Below are 22,788 nucleotides of genomic sequence, written 5' to 3' on the forward strand. Positions count from 1 at the left end.
GGGTTTAGAATTACGCTATTAGCTTTAAACTAAGTTCCATTGTAAAATAAGTAACAATCAACAACTAAACAGTAAACCCCATAAGCTTTTAACGCGAAACCTACAAACTTAAAACCCGCAACTCTTAACCTGCAATCCGTAATTTTCAACTAAAACAATCATTAATTGCAGTTTTGTAATAAAAATCTAATTTATTGGAAAAAATTTATCAACATTTTGGCTAACTTGTTGATAATTTGTTAATATATGCTTTAGTAATTTAATATTAAATGTAAATTTGTGTGATAAATGTTTACAATAACGTAAAATAAGTATCGACCAAGTACATTTCTATCGACTAACTACCTTTTTGTGTAAGGTTTGTCGTGTTTTTTTACTTTTAATCGAAAAACTTTAATTTATCGTTAAAAAAACTTTACCAAAACAATTTGAAAAACTAATTTTAGACGCTTGTTTCAAGCAAATTACAATTATAAACCACTCACGTATAAAAATATAACTATGAAAAAAACATTACTTCTTGCCTCGAGTAACGGATTTTTATCAAAAACAAAAGCCACTACATACCGCTGGTTACTCACTCTAGCAGTGCTAATGACTTTCGCAACCCAACAAGCAGATGCACAGTGTGTCGGACCTTATAAAAGGTTTGAAAGTATTGATGGTTCACTATCTTCTTCAACTGTTGTAACCAACATGATAACTAGAGATTGGAGATTTGAAGGGACGGGAACTGCTCCTACTAATTCTTTTATTGGAACAACAACAAATGCTAGGTCTGGAAGAATGTCTTTAGGGCACACATCGAATTCTCGATTTGATGCTGCTGTTATAACACCATCAATGAATAATTTTAATCGTTTCTCTTTTGGTATTAGATTTCAAACGGTTGCTACTAATGGTATTTTACCTACTGCCTTTGAAGTTCAAATTTCGGATGATAATGGTGTTAGTTGGACTACATTAACTAATGGTACAAATACACTTGCGTTAACTTATAATACATTTAATGCTAATGTGGTATTACCAGCTGCTATGACTACGGCATATCAAACAATTAGTGTTACTCCCGTTTTACCAGCTACTTCATTTCCAAACGTTACTGATGGGTATAGATTTAGAATATTAGATAAAAGGGATGCTACTAATAAAACTGGAGGAATATACCTAGATGATTTTGCCTGGACATCGGCTCTTGCTTCAGAAAACAATATAATTGTAAATGATGCGGCTACTTCATGTGCAACTGCCTATCAAATTCCAATGGGTATGCCATATTACTTCTATGATAATGGGGGAGAGTTTGATTCATATGGTGTAAATACGACAGCAATTAATCAATCAATAATTTTCACTCCCTCTGCTCCTGGTTCAAAAGTGCGTGTTACTTTTGAGGAATTTATAACCGAAGCAACTAATGATTTTTTAGAATTACATAATAGTAATGGAGTTTCAACGCCTGTTAATACATATTCTGGAAATTTAAATTCTTCCTTACCAGCTCCTTATACTTCGTCAGCACCAGACGGTTCATTAACTTTTCGTTTCCAATCAAATATAGGTACTCCAGCTCAAGCTCAAAAAGGTTACAGAATAAGAGTAGAAGCGGTTCAATGTAATACACCAAATTCATTAACTGCTACAGGTACTTTTGAACAAGTTAACTTAGGTTGGGTAGGTAGTGCTTCTGCTACAGAGTATGAAATATTTCAAGCTACATCTGCAGCACCAGCTCCAACAGCGGTTTCTGTGGGTACTTTAACAGGTAGTACAGCTACTACTTATAGTGCAACAGGTTTAACCGCAGGTCAACCATACTTTTTCTGGGTGCGCTCAGTTTGTGGCGCTGACAAGAGTGATTGGGCAGGTCCAATCTCAGCTACACCAATTTGTAGTCCAACAACCGTTCCCTATCTAGAAAACTTCAACGGTTTTGTAGGTGGAGTATTGCCTCCATGTACAAGAGCAGATTCACCAGTTTGGGTAACCAATGCTACCAACGGTAACTTGTTTACCAATGATGATTATAGTAACTTCTATACAAGAGGTGTGAGTTTAACAGCGGGTACTCAATACCGCGTTACTTACGATTTCTCAACGAATTTAATAGGCCCAGCAAGCGTAGAAATCTATTGGGGTAGTACAAACGTAGCACCTACAGATGGTACTATTGTTACTCCACTTGCAGAGCATTTTGATTTTGCAGGTTTACAGTCAAACATTGTAAACTTTACACCACTAACAACAGGAACCTATTACCTTCGTTTCTTCGTTACTGATATAAATGTACCAGGTACAAACGTTAGCTTTGATAACATTCGTATCGAAGAAGAAACTTGTGCACCACCATTAGTGGATAATAACTATCCAGGTCCTGCAAACGTTTCTTTAGCGCCTTTCTTGACCGGAGTGACTGATTTTACTGCAAACATCGGTTGGGGTATTTCTGCAACAGGTCTTCCATCTAATGGTTATGATTATATTATTAGTACCTCTTTGGTGGCACCAATCTTTGGAGCATCACCATCAGGAAGTGCGCCATCAAACAGTACAACTTTAACGTCGCTATCACCAAACACAAGATACTATGTTTGGATTAGAGGAAACTGTGGAGCACAAATCAGTCCTTGGTCACAAAACTACATTACGTTTGTAACGACTAATGTTACAGCACCAACTACGGTATTAATATCAAATGTAGAGCCAACACCAGCATCAGGTTCTACACTTGCGCTACACAACGGATGTAACTTTACATTCCTTGATAGTGGTGCAGCAACAAGCAACTATGTAAACTTTGAAGAACATACTTATACTTTTAAACCAGTAACACCAGGAACGAAACTAAAAGTGGTTTTCAACTCGTTTGCTACCGAAAACAACTATGATGGTTTAATGATATACAGCGGTGATGGTTCATCGGGTAACACATTACAATTAATGTCATCTGGTAGAGCAGCAGGAACAGATCCTGTTACTTGTCCAGCAGGTGCCTACTCAGGAACAGCTTCGCCAGGAACAATTATATCCAATGCCGCCAATGGTTCATTATCATTTACTTTCCGCTCCGATTTTATTGTAACAGGAGCAGGTTGGTCAGCTAACATTTCGTGTGTATTAGTACCAACGGTAACAAGTTTCTCACCATTAAACAATTCATGTGCTACATTGCCAGTAGGAAGTACAATAACAATAAACGGTACAAATTTAAGTGCAGTTACTTCGGTTACCATCGGAGGAGTTCCTGCAGGACCAGTTACTATAGTTAATTCAGGTCAAATAACAGTTCCCTATCCAGCTGGAGCGAGAACAGGAAAAGTTAGAGTTGTAACAGCCGATGCCTTTGGAATAAGTATTGCAGACTTTGTAGTACAAAATCCAGCACCAGTTACTACAGCTGCTACAGTTTGTATTGGCGGAACAGGTACAGTATCCAGTTCAACAGTGTGTGACGGATTTATTAATCCAGTAACTTCTATTTCAGTAAATCTAAATGCAGCAACTGATCTACAAGCACCAAGACCAGCAAGTTCAACAAACTCTACTGCATGTAACTTTGTTGCAGGTAGCAATAGAAACTATGTAGCCACTGAATTTCAAGTAAGTGTTACAGGTTCTTATGTTCTAGAAATGTCAGGAGCAGGCGATGGAATGGCTTATATAGCTATTGCACCATTTACTGCAGGAGTTTGCTCGGGTAACTTTGTGATTGGAGATGATGATTCGGGTGTAGGTTTAAATCCACAGTTAACAGTAACTTTAACAGCAGGTGTGACTTACGTTTTATATTCAACAACATTTGGTGGAGCTGGAACAGTAACTACAGCAGTTACTTGGGCAATTACACCACCGGTTGGAGGAAGTGTTTTATTATATCAAAATTCGCAAACGCAATGGTATGATTCTGCAGTTGGAGGAGTTCTTTTGCATACAGGAGCAACATATGATCCAGTAGGAGATGCAGGTTCGGGAGTAGTAAACAATACCACTCCTATAACACGTACCTATTATGCAGCATGTTCAAGTAATGCTACTTGTAGAACAGCAACAACCTATACTATTGTAAATACTATACCAGGAACAGCTTCTAGCAATCAAACAATTTGTTCTGGTTCAGCAGCTGCATTAACTTTAACAGGAAACGGCGCTCCAGTTACTAGATGGCAATACAATGCAACTGATATCACATTTGCTACAGGAGTTACAGTAAACATTCCTGCAAGTGCATCAACAACATTAACCTCTGCACAAATTGGAACTTTTTCTGGAACACGATACTATAGAGCAGAGGTAACAGTAGGAAGTTGTACCTCATATTCTAATGTAATAACCATCACTTTCAACAGAACAGTATGGAATGGAGGTTGGTCTAATGGATTGCCAGATGCTACTAAGGCTGTTGAGTTTCAATCAAACTATACATCAACAGGCGATTTATCAGCTTGTAGCGTTACCGTTTCAGGTGGAAATATAGTTATTGCTACAGGTCATACATTAACAATACAAAATGAACTTAACGTATCTGGCGGAACTTTAACTTTCCAAGACGATGCAAGTCTATATCAACCCAATCCAGTAACAAATGCTCCTGGCGTATTTTCTGGAGGGAATACAGGAACTATTACATACAATAGAACTGCAACTCCTATGTTTAAGTTTGACTATACCTATTGGTCTTCACCAGTTCATCCACAAAATCTTTTGGCGGTATCTCCGTTATCACCAGTTGGTTTATTCTTTACATATAGTGGAACGAATTGGCAATTTGTAACTAGTCCAGGTACTACAACAATGAATGTGGGTAGAGGATATTTGATACGAGCTCCTTCAAATTATCCTGTTTCACCAGGAACACCACAAGAATATACAGCACCTTTTTCTGGAACACCAAATAATGGAACGATTCCAATTACTATTGTTGGTGGAGCGTTAGAGTTAAATCTTATCGGAAATCCATATCCAAGTGCAATTTCAGCTTTCCCAACGTCGGTAGCAACACCAGAAACAGGTTTGATAACAGCTAATCCAAATTTAAATGGTTCTCTATACTTCTGGACGCACAATACACCAATTACGGGTGGAAACTATACCGATAATGATTACGCTATTTATAACTTAACTGGAGGTTCCGCTGCTGCACCAAATGTTGGATATGGAAACAATTCAGTTCCAACAGGATTTATTGCTGCAGGTCAAGGTTTCTTCGCCGAGGGATTAGCAAGTGGAACGGTTAACTTTACCAATGCAATGCGTCGACCAGGAAACAATACTCAGTTTTTTAGAACTACTGAAGAAGCTCAGTCTGTAGAACAAGGATTGGAAAAGCATCGTTATTGGTTAGATATTTCCAATAATCAGTCAAAGTTTAAACAAGCTTTAATTGGTTACATTGAGTTAGCTACTAATGATATTGATAGACTTTTTGACGCTAAGTTATTTGATAATGGAGTTTTATCACTCTACACAAAAGTTGGAAATACAAAATTAAGTATCCAAGGTAAAGATGTTGATTTTGATATTAATGAACAAATTCCATTAGCATACAGTACAAATAGTGCAGGACAGTTCACTATAAATCTTTCTGACTATGATGGTTTATTTGTGGATCAAGTAATATACTTAGAAGACAAACTTTTAAATATAATTCATAATTTAAAAGAGTCTAGTTATACTTTTACAACAGCAGTTGGAACATTTGAAGATAGATTTGTTTTACGCTATACAAACAGTACTCTAAGTAATAATGAGCCTATTTTTAACGATAACACAGTTGTTGTATATAAAAATGAGCAAGGATTATTTATCAATTCTGGAATAGTTCCAATGAATAATGTAATGATATATGATGTTAGAGGTCGTTTGATTGCTAGTCAATCATCAATAAATGCTACAAACGCATCATTTAATGCATTACCAAAAACAAATCAAGTTCTTTTAGTTAAAATAACTTCTACTGATGGTGTATCGTTAACGAAGAAAGTCGTTTACTAAAGAAAATAATAAATTGAAGAAGCCCATAAAATTTTTATGGGCTTTTTTATTAAAGTTCTTCTTCAAAATATATTCCGTCCAAATCACGTCTATCTTTTTTAGTTGGACGTCCTTCGCCGTGCTTTCTGTAGTGTTCTTTTGATAATTTCATCATTTCAAAATGAGCAAATGCTTCTTCAGGAGTTTCATCTTTTCTGTAAACATCAACTAGTTTTGGACCAACTCGATTACTGGGAATATCTAAAACGGTAATAATGTATGTAATTTGGTCTTTTCTAAAAGTGATTTTATCCATTGGAAACACTTCTTTTGACGGTTTTGCGACTTGACCATTAACTGTTATATGGTTTTTTTTACAAGCTTCAGTAACCATACTTCGGGTTTTGTAATAGCGAACACACCAAAGATATTTATCAACTCTCATACTTTTTTCTAAAATCAACGTTAATTTGTTTACAAAAATAAATCAATATTGTATCTTGCGCATCCAAAATAACATATAAAATGAACATTCTTTCAAAATTTCTCTTTTTAACCCTAGTTGTAGCTATTTTGTTCTCTTGTGATAAAAATGATAACGATACAGTTGAACTAAGAGATTATCAAGAACAATATATAACGGATTTAGCAAATATAGAGGAGTTCATGAAAACTCATTATATGACCGTTGTAAACAACCCTGGACAAGCAAACGATATGGATGTTGTATTTACAAAAATTCCTACTGGAGGTAACCAAGTATCTGTTTGGAATCAAACAGATTATCCTATTCAAACAAGAGAAATAACAGTTACTCAAAATGAAGTGGATGTAAATTATAAAATTTATTATTTAAAATTAAGAGAAGGTTCTGGAGTAAAACCGTGTAATGTAGATAATATATTGGCTGGATATCGTGGTGAATACATATATAAAGAAACAACCACCGAAGGAACAACTACTACAACAAAAGTTTTAGGGAAACAGTTTGAAGAAAATAAATCTCCGCAAACATATCTTTCACTTTATGGTGGTGTAATTAGAGGTTGGAGCGAAATTTTTCCTCAATTTAAAACCGGAACTTATTCTGAAAACCTAGATGGTACAATTTCATACAATGATTTTGGTGCTGGAGTTATGTTCTTACCATCTGGATTAGCTTATTTTGGTAGCGCTAGATCAAGTATTCCTGCCTATTCTCCATTAGTATTTACGATAAAATTATTTGAATTACAAAGAGCTGATCAGGATGGAGATGATATTCCATCTTATCAAGAAAACGTAAGTACTTCAGACCAAGGATATATGTATTTCCTTCCAAAAGGAGAAGTAAATCCTAACGACAGTGATGGAGATGAAATTCCAGACTTTCTTGACTCTGATGATGACAATGACGGATTTTTAACCCGATTTGAAATTAAAAACCTAACAGCAAATCCTGTATTCACATATCCATTTGATGAAATTCCAACTTGTGGAACATCTGGAAATGGTAAAAAAAGACACTTAGACGAGACATGTCACAACTAATTAAAATTTTCCCGCAAATTGCGGGATTTTTTTATCATTAAAACAAAACTGAAATCAAAATTTTATATTTGTTCAAACATATATTTTAAATGGAATTAAAACTCACACGACCAATTTGCTTTTTTGACCTCGAAACTACAGGAATTGAAGTAGCAAAAGATAGAATTGTAGAAATAGCAATTTTCAAAGTATATCCTAATGGAAACAAAGAAAGTAAAACTTGGTTAGTAAACCCAACTATACCAATTCCAGCACAATCTACCGCAGTTCATGGAATTACCAATGAGAAAGTAGCAAACGAACCCACTTTTAAAGAACTTTCAAGCCAAATATATGCTATGATTAAAGATTCTGATTTGGCAGGATTTAATTCAGATAGATTTGATATTCCGTTGTTAGCTGAAGAATTACTTCGCGCCGAAGTAGATTTTGATATGAAAAACAGAGTTTCAGTCGATATTCAAACTATTTTTCACAAAAAAGAAGAAAGAACACTTTCTGCAGCCTATAAATTCTATTGTAATCAAACACTAGAAAATGCGCATTCTGCCGAAGCCGATACTATGGCAACCTACGAAATTCTTAAAGCGCAGCTCGATAGATACGAAGATTTAGAAAACGATATAAAATCACTTTCTGAATTTACAACCCGAAAAAAATCAGTTGATTTTGCTGGTTTCATCGCTTTAAACGACAAAGGTCAAGAAATATTTACCTTCGGAAAACACAAAGGCGCATTGGTTGATGACGTTTTTGATAAAGAACCGGGCTATTTTGGATGGATACAAAACGCTGATTTTCCATTATATACCAAAAAAGTATTGACAGCAATCAAACTAAAAAAATTAAACAATAAATTGACATAATCTGTTATGAAAATAATTTGCATTGGTAGAAATTATGCAAGCCATATCGAGGAATTAAAAAACGAACGACCAAGCGAACCCGTTATTTTTTTAAAACCCGATACCGCAATATTACCATTTAAAGCACCATTTATAATACCAGAATTTAGCAACGAAATTCATCACGAAGTTGAGATTTTAGTCAAAATTTCCAAAGTTGGAAAATACATCGATGAAAAATTTGCTCATAAATATTATGATGAAATAGGTTTAGGTATCGATTTTACCGCTAGAGATTTACAGAATAAACTTAAAGAAAAAGGATTGCCATGGGAAAAATCCAAAGCTTTTGACGGTTCAGCGATTATTGGTGATTTTCTACCGAAAAATTCTTTTACTTCATTAGAAAATATTAATTTTGAATTGACAAACAATGGAAAATCAGTTCAAAAAGGAAATACCAGCCAAATGTTGTGGAAAATTGATGAATTAATTTCATATGTTTCTCAGTATTTTACACTAAAAAAAGGCGATATAATTTTTACCGGAACACCAGAAGGCGTTGCAAAAGTATCTGAAAAAGATGTTTTAGAAGGATTTATAAATGACAAAAAACTATTTAGCTTACATATAAAATAATGGCAATAAACTACAACCTAGCAAAAGTATATGAACTATCAGATAACGATCCTGAGTTTGTATTACAAATTATCACTTTATTCGTTACCGAAGTTCCCGACGATATGAAACAAATCGAGATTGGAATTGAAAATAAAGATCATAAATTAGCCTACAGTTATGCTCATAAAATAAAACCAACTTTGGATTTATTAGGTATGACAGTAGCTTTTGAAGAAATTCTACAAGTAGAAACCTGGACAAAAAGAGAAGGAAAACGTAAAGAAATTGAAGATACATTTAAAAGCATTCAAAATCAAGTTGAAAAGGCTGTAAAAGAAATAAAGAAAGATTTTGAGATATAATCTTTACTCATTTTTAATTAAAGGAAAGGAATTGCAAATAGCAGTTCCTTTTTTTGTTTGTTTTTTCTTCTATTTTTTTTTTGATTAAAAATAATATAAGTTCAATATTATGTAATAAAAGTGTAGTATAATTGAATAATGCATAAATAATGCGTAAAAAAAATTAATTATATGTTTTTTAAATATTTGCTAAAATAGTATATTTATGCAAAATTTATATATATGGAGTTTTTAAGCTGTCCAAAATGTCAAAGTAACACATTTGTAAAAAGTGGAATAATAAAAGACAGACAAAGGTATTTATGTAAAAAGTGTAATTATTTTTTCACAGTCAACAAATTGGGTAAAAAGATAGATAGTTACTATGTGACTAAAGCACTTCAGTTGTATCTTGAGGGTTTAAGTTATAGAGAAATAGAACGAATTATAGGTGTTTCTCATGTTACTGTGAGCAATTGGGTGAAAGAGTACAAAATTTCAAAACCCAATCACACTGATTATCATCCAACCTATAAGATATATAATCATTTAGAGTTGATAGAGTTTTTGAAAAATAAAGAAGTTCTTAAAGGTGCTGGGATGATTATAACAGAGTTGGGTGATAAATTTATGCTGATAAAATGGGAGCGATTTAAAGATTAACTATAGTAGTTAACAAAATTATATATCATAATTTTTTTCATCAATGATTTATTGGAATTTGGCTGAACCAAAAACTAACTAAAACCAATAAATTTCAATGAAAAAAATAGCATTAAATGTAGTACTGCTGTTATTTGCCAAGCTAAGCTTTGCTCAGGGTTCTACCGATTACGGTTCAGGTTTAAAAATTAATATTAATCCAGATGGTTCAAAGTATATGCGTGTGATAGCATGGAATCAAATATGGCTAAGATCAACAGATAACAATCCAGGATCGGCTATAAATGCTGAATCGGCTTCTTCCAGTTTTGATATTGGTAACAGACGGTTACGTTTTCTGGCGTATGCTCAAATTTCAAAGCGCTATATGGTTATGACACATTTTGGTATCAATAATCAAACATTTACTAATGGCGGAGCATCTGGAACATCTGGAACTGGAGGTTATGGTGCAGGAAAAAAACCAGGATTGTTTTTTCATGATGCATGGAATGAATATGCTGTAGTGCTTCCCGAAGAATCAAAGGATTTCAGTCTTTCTCTTGGTGGTGGATTGCATTATTTTATGGGATTGTCTCGAATGACAATGGCTTCAACACTCAATTTTTTAGCAGTTGATGCACCAATTTTTAATTGGCCGTTAATAGAAAACTCCGATCAATTTGCTCGACAAATAGGGCTTTTTGCAAAAGGAAAGTACGGTAAACTAGAATACCGAATAAGTTTCAACAAACCTTTTGCTACTAATTTTGTACCAACAGATGTACCAACAGCAGATGCAGCAATAGCGGTTGATAATAGTGGGAACACACATTGGTCAAAAGCAGGTTATTTTGAATATCAGTTTTTTGATCAGGAATCTAATTTCCTCCCGTTCAAAGTAGGAACATATTTAGGAACAAAAAGAGTATTCAATGTTGGTGCCGGATTTTATTCCGCTCCAGATGCTACCCGAACATCAGTAGCAGGAGAACTTAAAAAGAACAATATTAATTTATTTGCAGTAGATACTTTTTTAGACATGCCGTTTGGAACAGCAAAAAACAAAGCAGCAGTAACAGCTTATAGTGTTTTCTACAATTTCGATTTTGGACCAAATTATTTAAGAAACATTGGAATTATGAATGTTTCTTCGGTTGACCCAACTTTTACTGGAACGCCGGCTTTGGCTGGAGCTGGAAATGCACAACCTACTATTGGAACAGGAAATATTTGGTACACACAAGCAGGTTTTCTTTTACCTTCTTCCAAAGATGCTCCTAAAGTAAGAGTACAACCTTTTGCGGCATATACCTATAAGAATTTTGAACGATTGGATGCACCAAGTTCTCAGTTTGATTTTGGAACTAACTTGCTTCTTGACGGACATCATGCAAAAGTAACAGCACAATATTCAACAAGACCAGTTTACACAGCAATTGGACAAAAAGATGGTTCTAAAGGTGAGTTTACGCTACAACTTCAAATTTATTTATAAAATTAATCAAACCAAAAATTATATACTATGAGCAACAATTCAAAAAAAGGAATTTGGAAAGTAATATCCGCTTCCTCAATGGGAACGATGATTGAATGGTATGACTTCTATATTTTCGGAAGTTTAGCCGTTGTTTTATCAACAAAATTTTTCCCGTCTGATAATCCGACAGCTGCTTTTTTATCAACATTAGCAACCTTTGCAGCAGGTTTCGTAGTGCGTCCTTTTGGAGCATTATTTTTCGGAAGACTAGGCGATTTAATTGGAAGAAAATATACCTTTATGGTAACCTTAATGTTGATGGGTGGAGCAACATTTGTCATTGGATGTATTCCAAGCTATGAAAGCATCGGGTTTTTAGCACCAGTTTTAGTTCTAATTCTTCGCTTGTTACAAGGTTTAGCACTTGGAGGTGAATATGGAGGAGCAGCAACCTATGTAGCAGAACACGCTCCAAAAGGTGAAAAAGGATACTGGACATCGTGGATACAAACGACTGCAACCGTTGGTTTATTCATTTCGTTAATGGTAATTTTAATTACAAAAAGTCTGTTGTCCAAAGAAGCATTTGACGATTGGGGTTGGAGAGTACCGTTTTGGGTTTCTATTTTGATGGTGTATGTTTCCTATTTAATTAGAAAAAACATGGACGAGTCGCCAGTTTTTGCCAAAGCTAAAGCTGAAGGAAAAACAGCAACCAATCCGTTGAAAGAAAGTTTTGGAAATAAATACAATTTAAAATTTGTTCTTTTAGCATTGTTTGGAGCAACAATGGGACAAGGAGTTGTTTGGTACACAGGACAGTTTTATGCTATGAATTTCTTGAAAACAGTTCAAAATATAGATTCTTCTCAAGTAGATATGTTGCTTGGTATTGCATTAATTTTAGGAACGCCGTTTTTTGTATTCTTCGGATGGTTGAGCGATAAATGGGGACGAAAATCAATTATGATGGCGGGAATGTTATTGGCTATTTTACTTTATAGACCAATTTATCGAGCAATGTATGATTCTACAGATTTAACCAAAAAAGTAGAAATAGCAGAGCAAACTAAAGTAGTTCCGTCTTTGAAAGAAATCGATGCTACAAAGCTTGATTCTGTTTACACTACTACAAAAGCCTATACCGATGGAACTGTAGTGGAAGAAATCAAAACCAAGCATTTTGAAAACGGAAAATTGATGTTTGATGATAAAGGAAAAGAAAAAGTTGATACTAAAGTTACAAAAACAATCAATAGTGCCGATAAATGGTTTTTAGTCTTTATGGTATTTATTCAAGTTATTTTTGTAACGATGGTTTATGGACCAATTGCTGCTTTCTTAGTAGAAATGTTCCCGGTAAAAATCAGATATACATCAATGTCGTTACCATATCACGTAGGTAATGGAATTTTTGGAGGTTTGCTTCCTGCTATTTCAACCTATTTTGTAACCAATGCTAAAGAAGCCGGCGATCCTGAGTTTTATCTCGAAGGATTATGGTATCCAATTGCAATAGCGGCAGTTTGTTTTGTTATTGGAATGATTTACATCGACAGAAAAATTAATACACTTCACGACTAAAAGATAAGATTATGAACGCATTAAAAAAATATTTAGGTATCGTTTGGATTGCATTAGCGATTGCAGTTGCCTATTTTTCCATCGGAATATTTGGTTATAAATTAACTACAGGAAAACAAGACGATTTAGTATTTGGAATTATAGTATTTTTTATATTATTGCCAATGGTTGTTACCGGATTAACCATTTTTGGTTGGTACGCTTTGACCAATGAATATGAAGATTAGTTAATAAATTGATTGGTTATTTTCCATGAGCTCTTTTTTTATAAGAGCTTGTGGTTTTTAAAATTATGAAACAAAGGCATCAACAAAAATTTGTAATCATTTCATTAATCCTTTTAATAGGGTTAAATCTTCCTATAGTGTTACTTTTTGACAGTTCAGAGAGTTGTATGGGAATACCAGTTATTTATGTTTACATTTTTTCAGTTTGGTTGTTTTCTATACTGTTGTCCTATATCTTGCTAAAGCTTTACTATGAGTAGTTTAGGCTTATTAATCATATTAGGTATTTACCTTGGTATTCTTTTTTTAATTGCCAATTGGGCAGAAAAAAGAGGAAATTCAAAATGGGTAAACAATCCTTATATTTATTCATTTTCGTTAGCAATTTATTGTACAGCTTGGACGTATTATGGTAGTATTGGTGTAGCAGCCAATTCAGGATTAAGTTATATTCCGATTTATCTTGGACCAATAATTATTATTCCTACGTGGATTATTTTGATGAAAAAAATCATACGAATTTCCAGAGTAAACAAAGTTTCCAGTATTGCCGATTTTATTTCCCTTCGTTATGGAAACAGTCGTTTTCTTGGTGCTGTTGTTACAATTGTTTGCCTTTTTGGAATTTTGCCTTATATCGGGTTGCAACTGAAAGCTATAGCCGAAACATTTCACATTGTAACCAATACGAAAGCAAGAACCTATGTTTTTGATGATAGTACAACTTATATTGCATTTGCATTAGCAATCTTTGCTTCAATTTATGGAACAAAATATGTCGATGCTTCCGAGAAAAGAAAAGGAATTGTAACAGCTGTTGCTTTGGAAAGTATTCTGAAATTGGTGTTTTTTATTATCATTGGAGTATATGTTACATTTTTTGTTTTTGATGGTTTCAATGATATTTATGCGAAAGCTTCGCTATTGGAAAATTTTCAAAAAAAGAATACGGTTGGAGGTTTGCCTCAAGCGATAAACTGGTTTTTTCTGTGTGTATTATCTTTGTTTTCTGTGTTTCTGTTGCCAAGACAATTTCAGGTTTCAGTAATAGAAAATACAAGAGAAAGTCATGTCAACACTGCTATTTGGTTGTTTCCTTTATACCTTTTGCTGTTCAATATTTTTGTGTTTCCAATAGCTTGGGGTGGAAATATTATGTTTGATGGTCAAAATATAAATTCCGATATGTATTCATTACTAATTCCACAGTTTTTAGGAAATGAAACATTAACGGTAATGGTTTTTCTCGGAGGATTTTCCGCAGCAATTTCAATGATTGTGGTTTCTTCTATCGGACTTTCAACAATGGTGAGTAATAACTTAATTATTCCGTATGGATTACTAGGAAGATTACAAAATAATGAGCAATCAACCATTAATAAAAAGATTGTAAACATTAGACGTATAGGGATTTTTTCGATGATTATCATTGCTTATTTCCTATATCGTGTTTTTGCTCTCGATTATAATTTGGTTTCTATCGGAATGGTTGCTTTTGTAATTATTGCTCAATTAGCACCATCATTTTTTGGAGCATTATTTTGGCGAAGAGGTTCAAGAACCGGTGCCGTTTCTGGGCTAATAGTTGGTTTCTTTATTTGTTTATACACATTGTTAATTCCTTACGCCATTGGTATAACTCGTGCAGATACATCTTTTATTACCGAAGGTTTGTTTGGAATAAAATTACTAAAACCATTACAACTTTTCGGATTAGATTATCTTGATCCGGTGCCACATGCTTTGTTTTGGAGTTTATTATTCAATTTTATGATATTTATTGCGGTTTCTGTTAGTTTTAAAGGAAATTACAGAGAACGAAATTATGCGGAAATGTTCTTGGATATCAATAAATACATCAACATGCACGAAAATGCATTTGTTTGGCGAGGAACTGCTTACCGAACCGATATTGAGAAAGTTCTATTGAGATTTTTAGGTGAAGAAAGAACAAAACGCGCAATGAATATTTTCAATCTCAAATATAACGTAGACAAGAATGAAGAATTGGCAGATGCTCGTTTAATCAAATTCTCCGAAAATTTATTGACCGGACATATCGGAACGGCTTCGGCTAAAATATTGATTTCTAGTGTAGTAAAAGAAGAAAAAATTACATTACCCGAAGTGTTGAAGATTTTAGAAGAATCCAAAGAAAACATCATCATCAATAAAAAATTAACCGAAACGTCCAATGAATTAAAAGAAATTTCAGCCAAATTACATGAAGCGAATCTTTCGTTGATGGAAAAAGACAAACAAAAAGACGAGTTTTTAGACACCGTAACCCATGAATTGCGAACGCCGATCACGGCTATTCGAGCTTCTAGCGAAATTTTGCACGACGATGATGAAATTCCCGAAGAACTCAAAAAACAATTTTTGCAAAACATTATTTCTGAGTCAGATAGATTGAACAGATTGATTGATAAAATTCTCGATTTGGAAAAATTTGAAACCGGAAGACAAAAAGTTAACTTTTCTAATAATTTAATTATTGAAACGATTGAAAATTCCATTGAACCATTGCAACAATTAATTACGAAAAAAAATATTTTGGTTCAAATTGAAGGGAATCGTAATCTGAAAGCCGATTATGATGAAGACCGAATTATTCAAGTAATAACTAATTTGGTTTCTAATGCAATTAAATTTTGTGCAGAAATCAACGGATTGATTACCTTAGCTGTTTATGATAAACACGATTATTTGCAAATAGAAGTCAGCGACAATGGCAAAGGAATTGCGTCAAGTGATTTTGAAGCAATTTTTGATAAATTTTACCAATCAACCAATCAAAATTTTAAAAAACCAATTGGCAGCGGTTTAGGATTGGCAATTTGTAAGCAGATAATCGAACATCACAAAGGCAAAATTTGGGCAAGAAATAATGCTACTGGCGGTGCTTGTCTTACTTTTACCTTACCAAAACAACAATAATAATAATCAATAATGTATCAAAAAATCTATATATGAAGAAGATTTTAATAGTTGACGATGAACCTAATATTGTAATGTCATTGGAATATACTTTTAAGAAAAATAACTTTGAAGTATTTATTGCTCGTGACGGACAGGAAGCATTGGATATTTTAAAAACTCATTTTCCCGATGTGATTATTCTCGATATTATGATGCCGTTGGTTGATGGATTTGAAACACTGGAACAAATAAAAAAGAACGAAAAGTTGAACCATTGTAAGGTAATTTTTCTTTCAGCCAAAAATAAAGAAAGCGATATAGAAAAAGGAATGACACTTGGTGCCGATGCCTATTTAACCAAACCTTTTTCTATCAAAAAAGTAGTAGAACAAGTAAACGAACTGCTCGGAATTTAACCCAAAATAAACAATTAAAAATAATGAATTTGTCTTATTCAAAACGAATAGGATTCCATAACTACATTCATAACTGAACTAACAATTAACAAAATGAACTATCAAGAATTTTATAATCAAAGCATTGAAAACCCTGAAAAATTCTGGGCAGAACAAGCTAATGAAATAGATTGGTTTGCTAAACCAGAGCAAATTCTTTCCAACGATGAAACCGGCTATCCATTATGGTACAAAGACGGAATATTAAATACATGTTATTTGGCTTTGGATAAACATATTCAAGATGGATACGGCGAAAAAACCGCTATAATTTATGATTCTCCGGTTACACAAACGGTAAAAAAATATACATTCAATGAAGTAAAATCAGAAGTAGCAAGATTAGCTGGAGGTTTAACATCGTTAGGACTAAAAAAAGGACATACAGCAGTTATTTATATGCCAATGATTCCACAAGCAGCTTTTGCCATGTTGGCTTGCGCCAGAATAGGAGTAACGCATTCTGTCGTTTTTGGCGGATTTGCTCCACATGAATTAGCGATTCGTATTGATGATTGTAAACCACGAGTTATTATTACAGCTTCGTCGGGAATTGAAATTGACCGATTGATTGCCTATAAACCTTTGGTAGATGAAGCTATTGAACTGGCAGAACATAAACCTAAAAAAGTAGTAGTTTTAAACCGAAAATTAGGAGCAAGAATTCCGTTTAAGAAATACGACGTCGATTATGATGCATTGGTTTATGGTTCGGAAGAAGTTCCTTGCGTTCCTGTAGAAGCAACACATCCGTTGTATGTTTTATATACATCGGGAACAACAGGAAAACCAAAAGGAATCGTTCGTGATACCGCCGGATATGCTGTTGCTTTAAAATTTTCGATGCAAAAAATTTACGGAGTAAAACCCGATGATGTTTTTTGGGCAGCTTCCGATGTTGGTTGGGTTGTTGGTCATAGTTTCATAGTTTACGGACCGTTAATTAATCGAAATACCACGATAATTTTTGAAGGAAAGCCAATAAAAACTCCGGATTCAAGTACATTTTGGCGAGTTGTTGCTGAGCATAAAGTTAGTGCAATGTTTACAGCACCAACAGCTATTCGTGCTATTAAAAAAGAAGATCCAAATGGTGAATTCATCAAACAATATGATATTTCAAGTTTGAGAACTCAGTTTTTGGCAGGCGAACGTTGTGATGTGGCTACGTTGGAATGGTATCAAAAGCATATTCCAATTCCTGCAATCGACCATTGGTGGCAAACAGAGTCAGGTTGGCCAATGATTGCTAATATGATGGGAATTGAATATTTACCAATAAAACCAGGTTCATCAGGTAAAGCAGTTTCGGGCTATAATATTCAAATTCTTGGAGAAAATGGTCAGGAACTTGGAGCAAATGAAGAAGGTTATGTTGTAATCAAATTGCCTTTGCCACCAGGAACATTGTTGAATATTTGGAATGATAATGAACGCTTTCAAGCAGGTTACTTAGCTAAATTCCCCGGTTATTATTTTTCCGGTGATGGCGGATTTAAAGATGATGAAGGTTATATTTTTATTACTGGTAGAGTAGATGATGTGATAAACGTTGCTGGACATCGACTATCAACTGCCGAAATGGAAGAAATTGTAGCATCACACCAAGCAGTTGCTGAATGTGCTGTGATTGGAATTAATGATGAACTGAAAGGACAAATACCGTTAGCTTTAGTAGTGACAAAATTTGGCGAAAATATGGAACATTTTCAATTACAATATGAAATAGTACAATTAGTCAGAGAAAAAATTGGAGCTGTTGCTTCTTTACGAGATGTGGTTTTAGTTCAACGATTACCAAAAACTCGTTCAGGCAAAATCTTACGTAAACTTTTGCGAAGCATAGCCGATGGAGAAAATTTTCAAATTCCATCAACCATTGATGATGAAGCAATTATTGAAGAAGTTAGAGATGAATTTATAAAAGCAAAAATTGGTTCATTCAAATAGGTAATCATTTTATGTATATTTATTTTGCAATAAAAAATAAGATGACATTCATAGAATATTTATATTTACAGTATCAAACGCTTAAAAAAGAAGATTAACAATGAGTTATTATAAAATACAGAATTTAGAACATTATTTCAAAATGTATAAAAAATCGGTTCGTGAGCCGAGAAAATTTTGGGATAAAATAGCCGATGAAAACTTTACTTGGTATCAAAAATGGGAAAAAGTATTCGATTTTGATTTTCAGGAAGCCAAGTTCCGTTGGTTTATTGACGCTAAAGTGAACATTACTAAAAACTGTATCGACAGGCATTTAGCAAGACGAGGCGACAAAACCGCAATCATTTTTGAACCTAATAATCCTGACGAACCAGCTTTGCATATTTCTTATAACGAATTGTATGCAAGAGTTGCAAAAATGGCAAATGTACTTCGTGATCAAGGTGTTAAAAAAGGCGATAGAGTTTGTATTTATTTGCCAATGATACCAGAATTGGCAGTTGCAGTTTTGGCTTGTGCCAGAATTGGAGCTGTGCATTCTGTAGTTTTTGCAGGATTTTCGGCTTCGGCAGTTGCTTCAAGAATTAACGATTGTGAGTGTAAAATGGTCATCACTTCTGATGGAAGTTATCGCGGAAATAAATCCATCGATTTAAAAGGAATTGTAGACGAATCACTTGAAAAATGTCCAACAGTCGAAAAAGTATTGGTTGTAAAAAGAACAAATACCGAAGTAAAAATGAAAGAAGGTCGTGATTTGTGGTTGCAACCTTTATTAGATGAAGCAATTCCTAATAATATTGCTGAAATCATGGATGCCGAAGATCCGTTATTCATCCTTTATACATCAGGTTCAACTGGAAAACCAAAAGGAATGGTACATACAACGGCTGGATATATGGTTTACACAGCATATACTTTTAAAAATATTTTCAATTACGAAGAAAGTGATGTCTATTGGTGTACAGCCGACATCGGTTGGATAACTGGTCATTCGTACATACTTTATGGACCATTATTAAACGGAGCAACAACTGTAATTTTTGAAGGCGTTCCGTCTTATCCAAACTTTAGTCGTTTTTGGGAAGTAATCGAAAAACACAAAATAACTCAGTTTTATACAGCGCCAACAGCTATTCGTGCTTTGGCAAAAGAAAGCTTGGATTATGTACAAAAATATCCTTTAAAATCATTACGAGTAATAGGTTCAGTCGGTGAACCAATTAATGAAGAAGCTTGGCATTGGTTTAATGATCATGTTGGAGGAAAACGTTGTCCATTGGTAGATACTTGGTGGCAAACCGAAACTGGAGGAATTATGATTTCACCAATTCCGTTTGTAACACCAACAAAACCAACGTATGCATCCTTACCATTACCCGGAATTCAACCCGTTTTAATGGACGAATTGCGTAATGAAATCGAAGGAAATCAGGTAACAGGAAGTTTGTGTGTTAAGTTTCCTTGGCCATCAATTGCCAGAACAATTTGGGGCGATCATCAGCGTTATAAAGAAACTTATTTTACCGCTTTTCCAGGAAAATATTTTACCGGCGATGGTGCTTTGCGCGATGAAGTTGGTTATTATAGAATTACTGGTCGAGTAGATGATGTTGTGATTGTTTCGGGACATAATCTTGGAACAGCACCAATTGAAGATGCAATAAATGAGCATCCAGCAGTTGCCGAAAGTGCTATCGTTGGGTTTCCACACGATATTAAAGGAAATGCTTTATACGGTTTTATCATCCTAAAAGAAACTGGCGAAAGTCGTGATAGAGCAAATCTTTCTAAAGAAATTAATCAATTGATTTCTGACCAAATTGGACCAATTGCTAAATTGGATAAAATTCAGTTTGTTTCCGGATTGCCAAAAACACGTTCGGGCAAAATTATGCGTAGAATTTTACGTAAAATAGCCGAAGGCGATTTCTCTAATTTTGGGGATATTTCAACCTTATTAAATCCAGAAATTGTTGACGAAATTAAAAAAGGGAAGCTTTAAGCTTCCCTTTTTTATTTCCAAATACTCGAAACAACATTGATTTTTATTCTTTTTACTAAAATCTGTTTGAAAAACGAAATAAATGAAAAGAATAGTGTTTATTTTCATGACAGTATTTGTTTTAAAATAGAAGCGCTTTCAAAAGCAAAGTTTCCATAATTTTATATCCTTCGGCATTAGGATGAACACCATCTTCGCCATATATTTTTTGTAACCCTTTTTTATCATCAACCATTTTTGAATAATAATCAAGGTAGGTAATTTTGTTTTTGGTAGCATATTCATTAATCATTTTGTTTAGCATAATTACTTTATCGGCTGGAAGAATTTTTGTATTCCAATAGAAATTATTAGCTGGTAAAACGGAGCACAAAACAACTTTAATTTTGTTTTCTTTAGCCTTTTTAACCATGGTTTTAATGTTAGCGAAAATTTCTTCAAGCGTAATTGGACCAGTATTTTCAGCAATATCATTAATTCCGGCTAAAATTACTACTGTTGAAGGTTTCAATTGAATTACATCTTGGTCAAATCGAAGCAACATTTGCGAAGTTGTTTGTCCGCTGATTCCTCGGTCGAGTAAAGGATATTTCTTGAAAAAATCAGGACTAGTTGGTTTCCAAAATTCAGTGATAGAGTCGCCCATCAATACGGTTGCATTTTTCATTGGCTTAATAGTTTTATTTTCTGCTTAATATTTTTTTAGGTTTGCCCAATCTTCATTTGAGTTAGTTTGTGCAATTATCAAATGGGAAATCAGCAGAAAAAAAGCGAATAGCTTATTGTAAATTTTCATTTGTAAAGAGAATCGATTAGTTTGTAAAATAAAAGTAATAAAAAATGCCAAACAAAAATAGAAGATGTTCTTTTCTACTAATTATTTGGCAATTTTTTTTAAAGACTAAATTATCCTTTTGTTAGAAATAATGAAGACTTGGTTTAACTTAGAAGTTTTTAAATTTCTTCTGTATTTGTTGGTTTTTCGTCAACTGTTTTTACTTCTTCAGCAACATTTTCTCCTTTTAAATAGGTTGGCAAATTCAATCCTGCCATATTAAATAAATCATTCAACGGCGGAACGGTTTTCATCATTCCTGAAACGAAATTGGCTGTTGAACCATTGCCATCTGCATTATTTCCTGAATCCCAAACGGTAATTTTATCAATTTTGATGTTTTTAACTGCTTCAACTTGGGTTTTAACCAATTCGGGTAATTTTTCAATTAACAATAATTGGAATGCTTTCGTTGGATCACCACCAGCAGCATTTACCACTTCTTTATAACCTTCAGCTTGCTTGGTCAAGATTTCATATAAACCTTTTGCTTCCGCTTCCATTTTTGCATAAATCGCATCGGCTTCACCTTTTGCTTGTTCACGAATTCTTTCGGCTTCGGCTTGTGCTTCGATGATGGCTTTTTGTTTTGCAATTTCTGCCGGAATAACCACGTTCGCATTTTGAGTAGAACGTTCTCTTTCGGCACGAGCAGCTTCGGCTTTTTGTTCTGCAACATACGATTCTTCTAAAGCTTTTGCACTTTGAACTTTTTCTGATGCTAAAGCAATACGCAATGCTTCTGCTTCTTTTTCACGACGTGTTGCTTCTGATTGTGCAATGGCAATTTTTGCTTCGTTTTCTCCTTGAATAGCAATAGCATTTGCTTCAGATGTTGCTACACGTGTATCTCTTTGTGCTTCGGCTTTACCAATACTTTCGTCTTTAAATGCAGCTGCAATGCTAACTTCTCTATCTTTATTAGTAATCGCAATTTTTACATCACGATCACGATGTGTTTCGGCAATTTGAACATCTTTTTCTCTGTCTGCCATTGCTTTTCCGGTTTCCCCAATTTTTTCTTGCTCAGCAACCGAAATTTTAGCTTCGTTAATCGCTTTAGCAGCAGCTTCTTTTCCTAATGCTTCAATATAACCCGATTCGTCTTTGATGTCGGTAACATTTACGTTAATCAATTTCAAACCTATTTTTTTCAATTCAGAATCTACGTTTTTAGAAATATTATCCAAGAATTTATCTCTATCAGAGTTGATTTCTTCAATCGTCATCGTAGCAATAACCAAACGTAATTGACCAAAAAGAATATCTTTTGCCAATTCCTGAATTTGTTCTGGAGCTAAACCAAGCAAACGCTCGGCCAATGTTATTAAGTTAAGGGTTTAATTATTTGAAAATCAACAGTTTAAAATTGTTTTTT

15 protein-coding genes and 2 pseudogenes are annotated in these 22,788 nt (G+C 34.0%); 14 read left to right on the forward strand and 3 right to left on the reverse strand.

The window, feature by feature from the left end:
• Window positions 1-501: 501 nt before the first annotated feature.
• On the forward strand, window positions 502-5,991 hold the full coding sequence (locus tag IAI56_RS12310) for a T9SS sorting signal type C domain-containing protein (protein WP_187658160.1): 5,490 nt from the start codon (window positions 502-504) through the stop codon (window positions 5,989-5,991).
• Window positions 5,992-6,040: 49 nt separating this feature from the next.
• On the opposite strand, the gene IAI56_RS12315 is transcribed toward IAI56_RS12310, so the two are convergent.
• A complete protein-coding gene (locus tag IAI56_RS12315) occupies window positions 6,041-6,415 on the reverse strand; it encodes an RNA-binding S4 domain-containing protein (protein WP_187658161.1) in 375 nt (124 codons plus the stop codon).
• A gap of 80 nt (window positions 6,416-6,495) precedes the next feature.
• Here IAI56_RS12315 and bamM point away from each other — a divergent pair, with 80 nt between their 5' ends.
• The 13 genes and pseudogenes from bamM to acs all read left to right on the forward strand — a co-directional run bounded on the left by bamM (window position 6,496) and on the right by acs (window position 20,575).
• Window positions 6,496-7,500 carry a BamM family beta-barrel-assembly machinery protein gene (gene bamM / locus IAI56_RS12320; RefSeq protein ID WP_187658162.1) on the forward strand — a complete coding sequence of 335 codons (1,005 nt, stop codon included), beginning with the start codon at window positions 6,496-6,498 and terminating at the stop codon, window positions 7,498-7,500.
• Window positions 7,501-7,589: 89 nt separating this feature from the next.
• Entirely contained in the window at window positions 7,590-8,366 is a 777-nt protein-coding gene (locus IAI56_RS12325; protein WP_187658163.1) for a 3'-5' exonuclease, read from the forward strand.
• Window positions 8,367-8,372: 6 nt separating this feature from the next.
• Complete coding sequence (locus IAI56_RS12330) at window positions 8,373-8,984, forward strand: fumarylacetoacetate hydrolase family protein (RefSeq protein WP_187658164.1); 612 nt, start codon at window positions 8,373-8,375, stop codon at window positions 8,982-8,984.
• Complete coding sequence (locus IAI56_RS12335; protein WP_187658165.1) at window positions 8,984-9,328, forward strand: Hpt domain-containing protein; 345 nt, start codon at window positions 8,984-8,986, stop codon at window positions 9,326-9,328. Before IAI56_RS12330 ends, IAI56_RS12335 begins: the two co-directional genes overlap by 1 nt.
• Window positions 9,329-9,550: 222 nt before the next feature.
• Window positions 9,551-9,646: pseudogene (locus tag IAI56_RS16460) on the forward strand (transposase-like zinc-binding domain-containing protein); the annotation flags it as partial.
• Between the two features lie 48 nt (window positions 9,647-9,694).
• Window positions 9,695-9,970 (forward strand): helix-turn-helix domain-containing protein, encoded by a 276-nt coding sequence (locus IAI56_RS12340; RefSeq protein WP_187658166.1) that lies wholly within the window; start codon window positions 9,695-9,697, stop codon window positions 9,968-9,970.
• Window positions 9,971-10,067: 97 nt separating this feature from the next.
• Complete coding sequence (locus IAI56_RS12345) at window positions 10,068-11,447, forward strand: porin (protein WP_187658167.1); 1,380 nt, start codon at window positions 10,068-10,070, stop codon at window positions 11,445-11,447.
• Between the two features lie 27 nt (window positions 11,448-11,474).
• Entirely contained in the window at window positions 11,475-13,013 is a 1,539-nt protein-coding gene (locus IAI56_RS12350; protein WP_187658168.1) for an MFS transporter, read from the forward strand.
• Window positions 13,014-13,024: 11 nt separating this feature from the next.
• A complete protein-coding gene (locus tag IAI56_RS12355; RefSeq protein ID WP_169524824.1) occupies window positions 13,025-13,240 on the forward strand; it encodes a DUF6814 family protein in 216 nt (71 codons plus the stop codon).
• Window positions 13,241-13,492: 252 nt separating this feature from the next.
• Window positions 13,493-16,180, forward strand: coding sequence for an ATP-binding protein (locus tag IAI56_RS12360; protein WP_187658169.1), 2,688 nt, complete (start codon window positions 13,493-13,495; stop codon window positions 16,178-16,180).
• 32 nt (window positions 16,181-16,212) lie between these two features.
• On the forward strand, window positions 16,213-16,578 hold the full coding sequence (locus tag IAI56_RS12365; protein WP_187658170.1) for a response regulator transcription factor: 366 nt from the start codon (window positions 16,213-16,215) through the stop codon (window positions 16,576-16,578).
• A 69-nt stretch (window positions 16,579-16,647) separates the two neighbouring features.
• On the forward strand, window positions 16,648-18,567 hold the full coding sequence (locus tag IAI56_RS12370; RefSeq protein ID WP_317192424.1) for a propionyl-CoA synthetase: 1,920 nt from the start codon (window positions 16,648-16,650) through the stop codon (window positions 18,565-18,567).
• Between the two features lie 100 nt (window positions 18,568-18,667).
• Entirely contained in the window at window positions 18,668-20,575 is a 1,908-nt protein-coding gene (acs, locus tag IAI56_RS12375; RefSeq protein WP_187658172.1) for an acetate--CoA ligase, read from the forward strand.
• Window positions 20,576-20,696: 121 nt separating this feature from the next.
• On the opposite strand, the gene IAI56_RS12380 is transcribed toward acs, so the two are convergent.
• Together IAI56_RS12380 and IAI56_RS12385 are read right to left on the reverse strand one after the other, a co-directional pair.
• Window positions 20,697-21,242: a GDSL-type esterase/lipase family protein gene (locus IAI56_RS12380; protein WP_239106932.1), complete on the reverse strand. Its 546-nt coding sequence runs from the start codon at window positions 21,240-21,242 to the stop codon at window positions 20,697-20,699.
• A 287-nt stretch (window positions 21,243-21,529) separates the two neighbouring features.
• Window positions 21,530-22,744: pseudogene (locus IAI56_RS12385) on the reverse strand (flotillin family protein); the annotation flags it as partial.
• Window positions 22,745-22,788 lie beyond the last annotated feature (44 nt).

The organism is Flavobacterium macrobrachii, assembly GCF_014486675.1.
Classification (GTDB): domain Bacteria; phylum Bacteroidota; class Bacteroidia; order Flavobacteriales; family Flavobacteriaceae; genus Flavobacterium; species Flavobacterium macrobrachii.

What these genes read in the sequence shown, in the direction of transcription:
- bamM (WP_187658162.1), top strand. Translation starts at nt 6,496, where the DNA reads ATGAACATTCTTTCAAAATTTCTCTTTTTAACCCTAGTTGTAGCTATT.
- IAI56_RS12360 (WP_187658169.1), top strand. Translation starts at nt 13,493, where the DNA reads ATGAGTAGTTTAGGCTTATTAATCATATTAGGTATTTACCTTGGTATT.
- IAI56_RS12325 (WP_187658163.1), top strand. Translation starts at nt 7,590, where the DNA reads ATGGAATTAAAACTCACACGACCAATTTGCTTTTTTGACCTCGAAACT.
- IAI56_RS12315 (WP_187658161.1), bottom strand. Translation starts at nt 6,415, where the DNA reads ATGAGAGTTGATAAATATCTTTGGTGTGTTCGCTATTACAAAACCCGA.
- IAI56_RS12330 (WP_187658164.1), top strand. Translation starts at nt 8,373, where the DNA reads ATGAAAATAATTTGCATTGGTAGAAATTATGCAAGCCATATCGAGGAA.
- IAI56_RS12335 (WP_187658165.1), top strand. Translation starts at nt 8,984, where the DNA reads ATGGCAATAAACTACAACCTAGCAAAAGTATATGAACTATCAGATAAC.
- IAI56_RS12365 (WP_187658170.1), top strand. Translation starts at nt 16,213, where the DNA reads ATGAAGAAGATTTTAATAGTTGACGATGAACCTAATATTGTAATGTCA.
- IAI56_RS12345 (WP_187658167.1), top strand. Translation starts at nt 10,068, where the DNA reads ATGAAAAAAATAGCATTAAATGTAGTACTGCTGTTATTTGCCAAGCTA.
- IAI56_RS12355 (WP_169524824.1), top strand. Translation starts at nt 13,025, where the DNA reads ATGAACGCATTAAAAAAATATTTAGGTATCGTTTGGATTGCATTAGCG.
- acs (WP_187658172.1), top strand. Translation starts at nt 18,668, where the DNA reads ATGAGTTATTATAAAATACAGAATTTAGAACATTATTTCAAAATGTAT.
- IAI56_RS12350 (WP_187658168.1), top strand. Translation starts at nt 11,475, where the DNA reads ATGAGCAACAATTCAAAAAAAGGAATTTGGAAAGTAATATCCGCTTCC.
- IAI56_RS12380 (WP_239106932.1), bottom strand. Translation starts at nt 21,242, where the DNA reads ATGAAAAATGCAACCGTATTGATGGGCGACTCTATCACTGAATTTTGG.
- IAI56_RS12310 (WP_187658160.1), top strand. Translation starts at nt 502, where the DNA reads ATGAAAAAAACATTACTTCTTGCCTCGAGTAACGGATTTTTATCAAAA.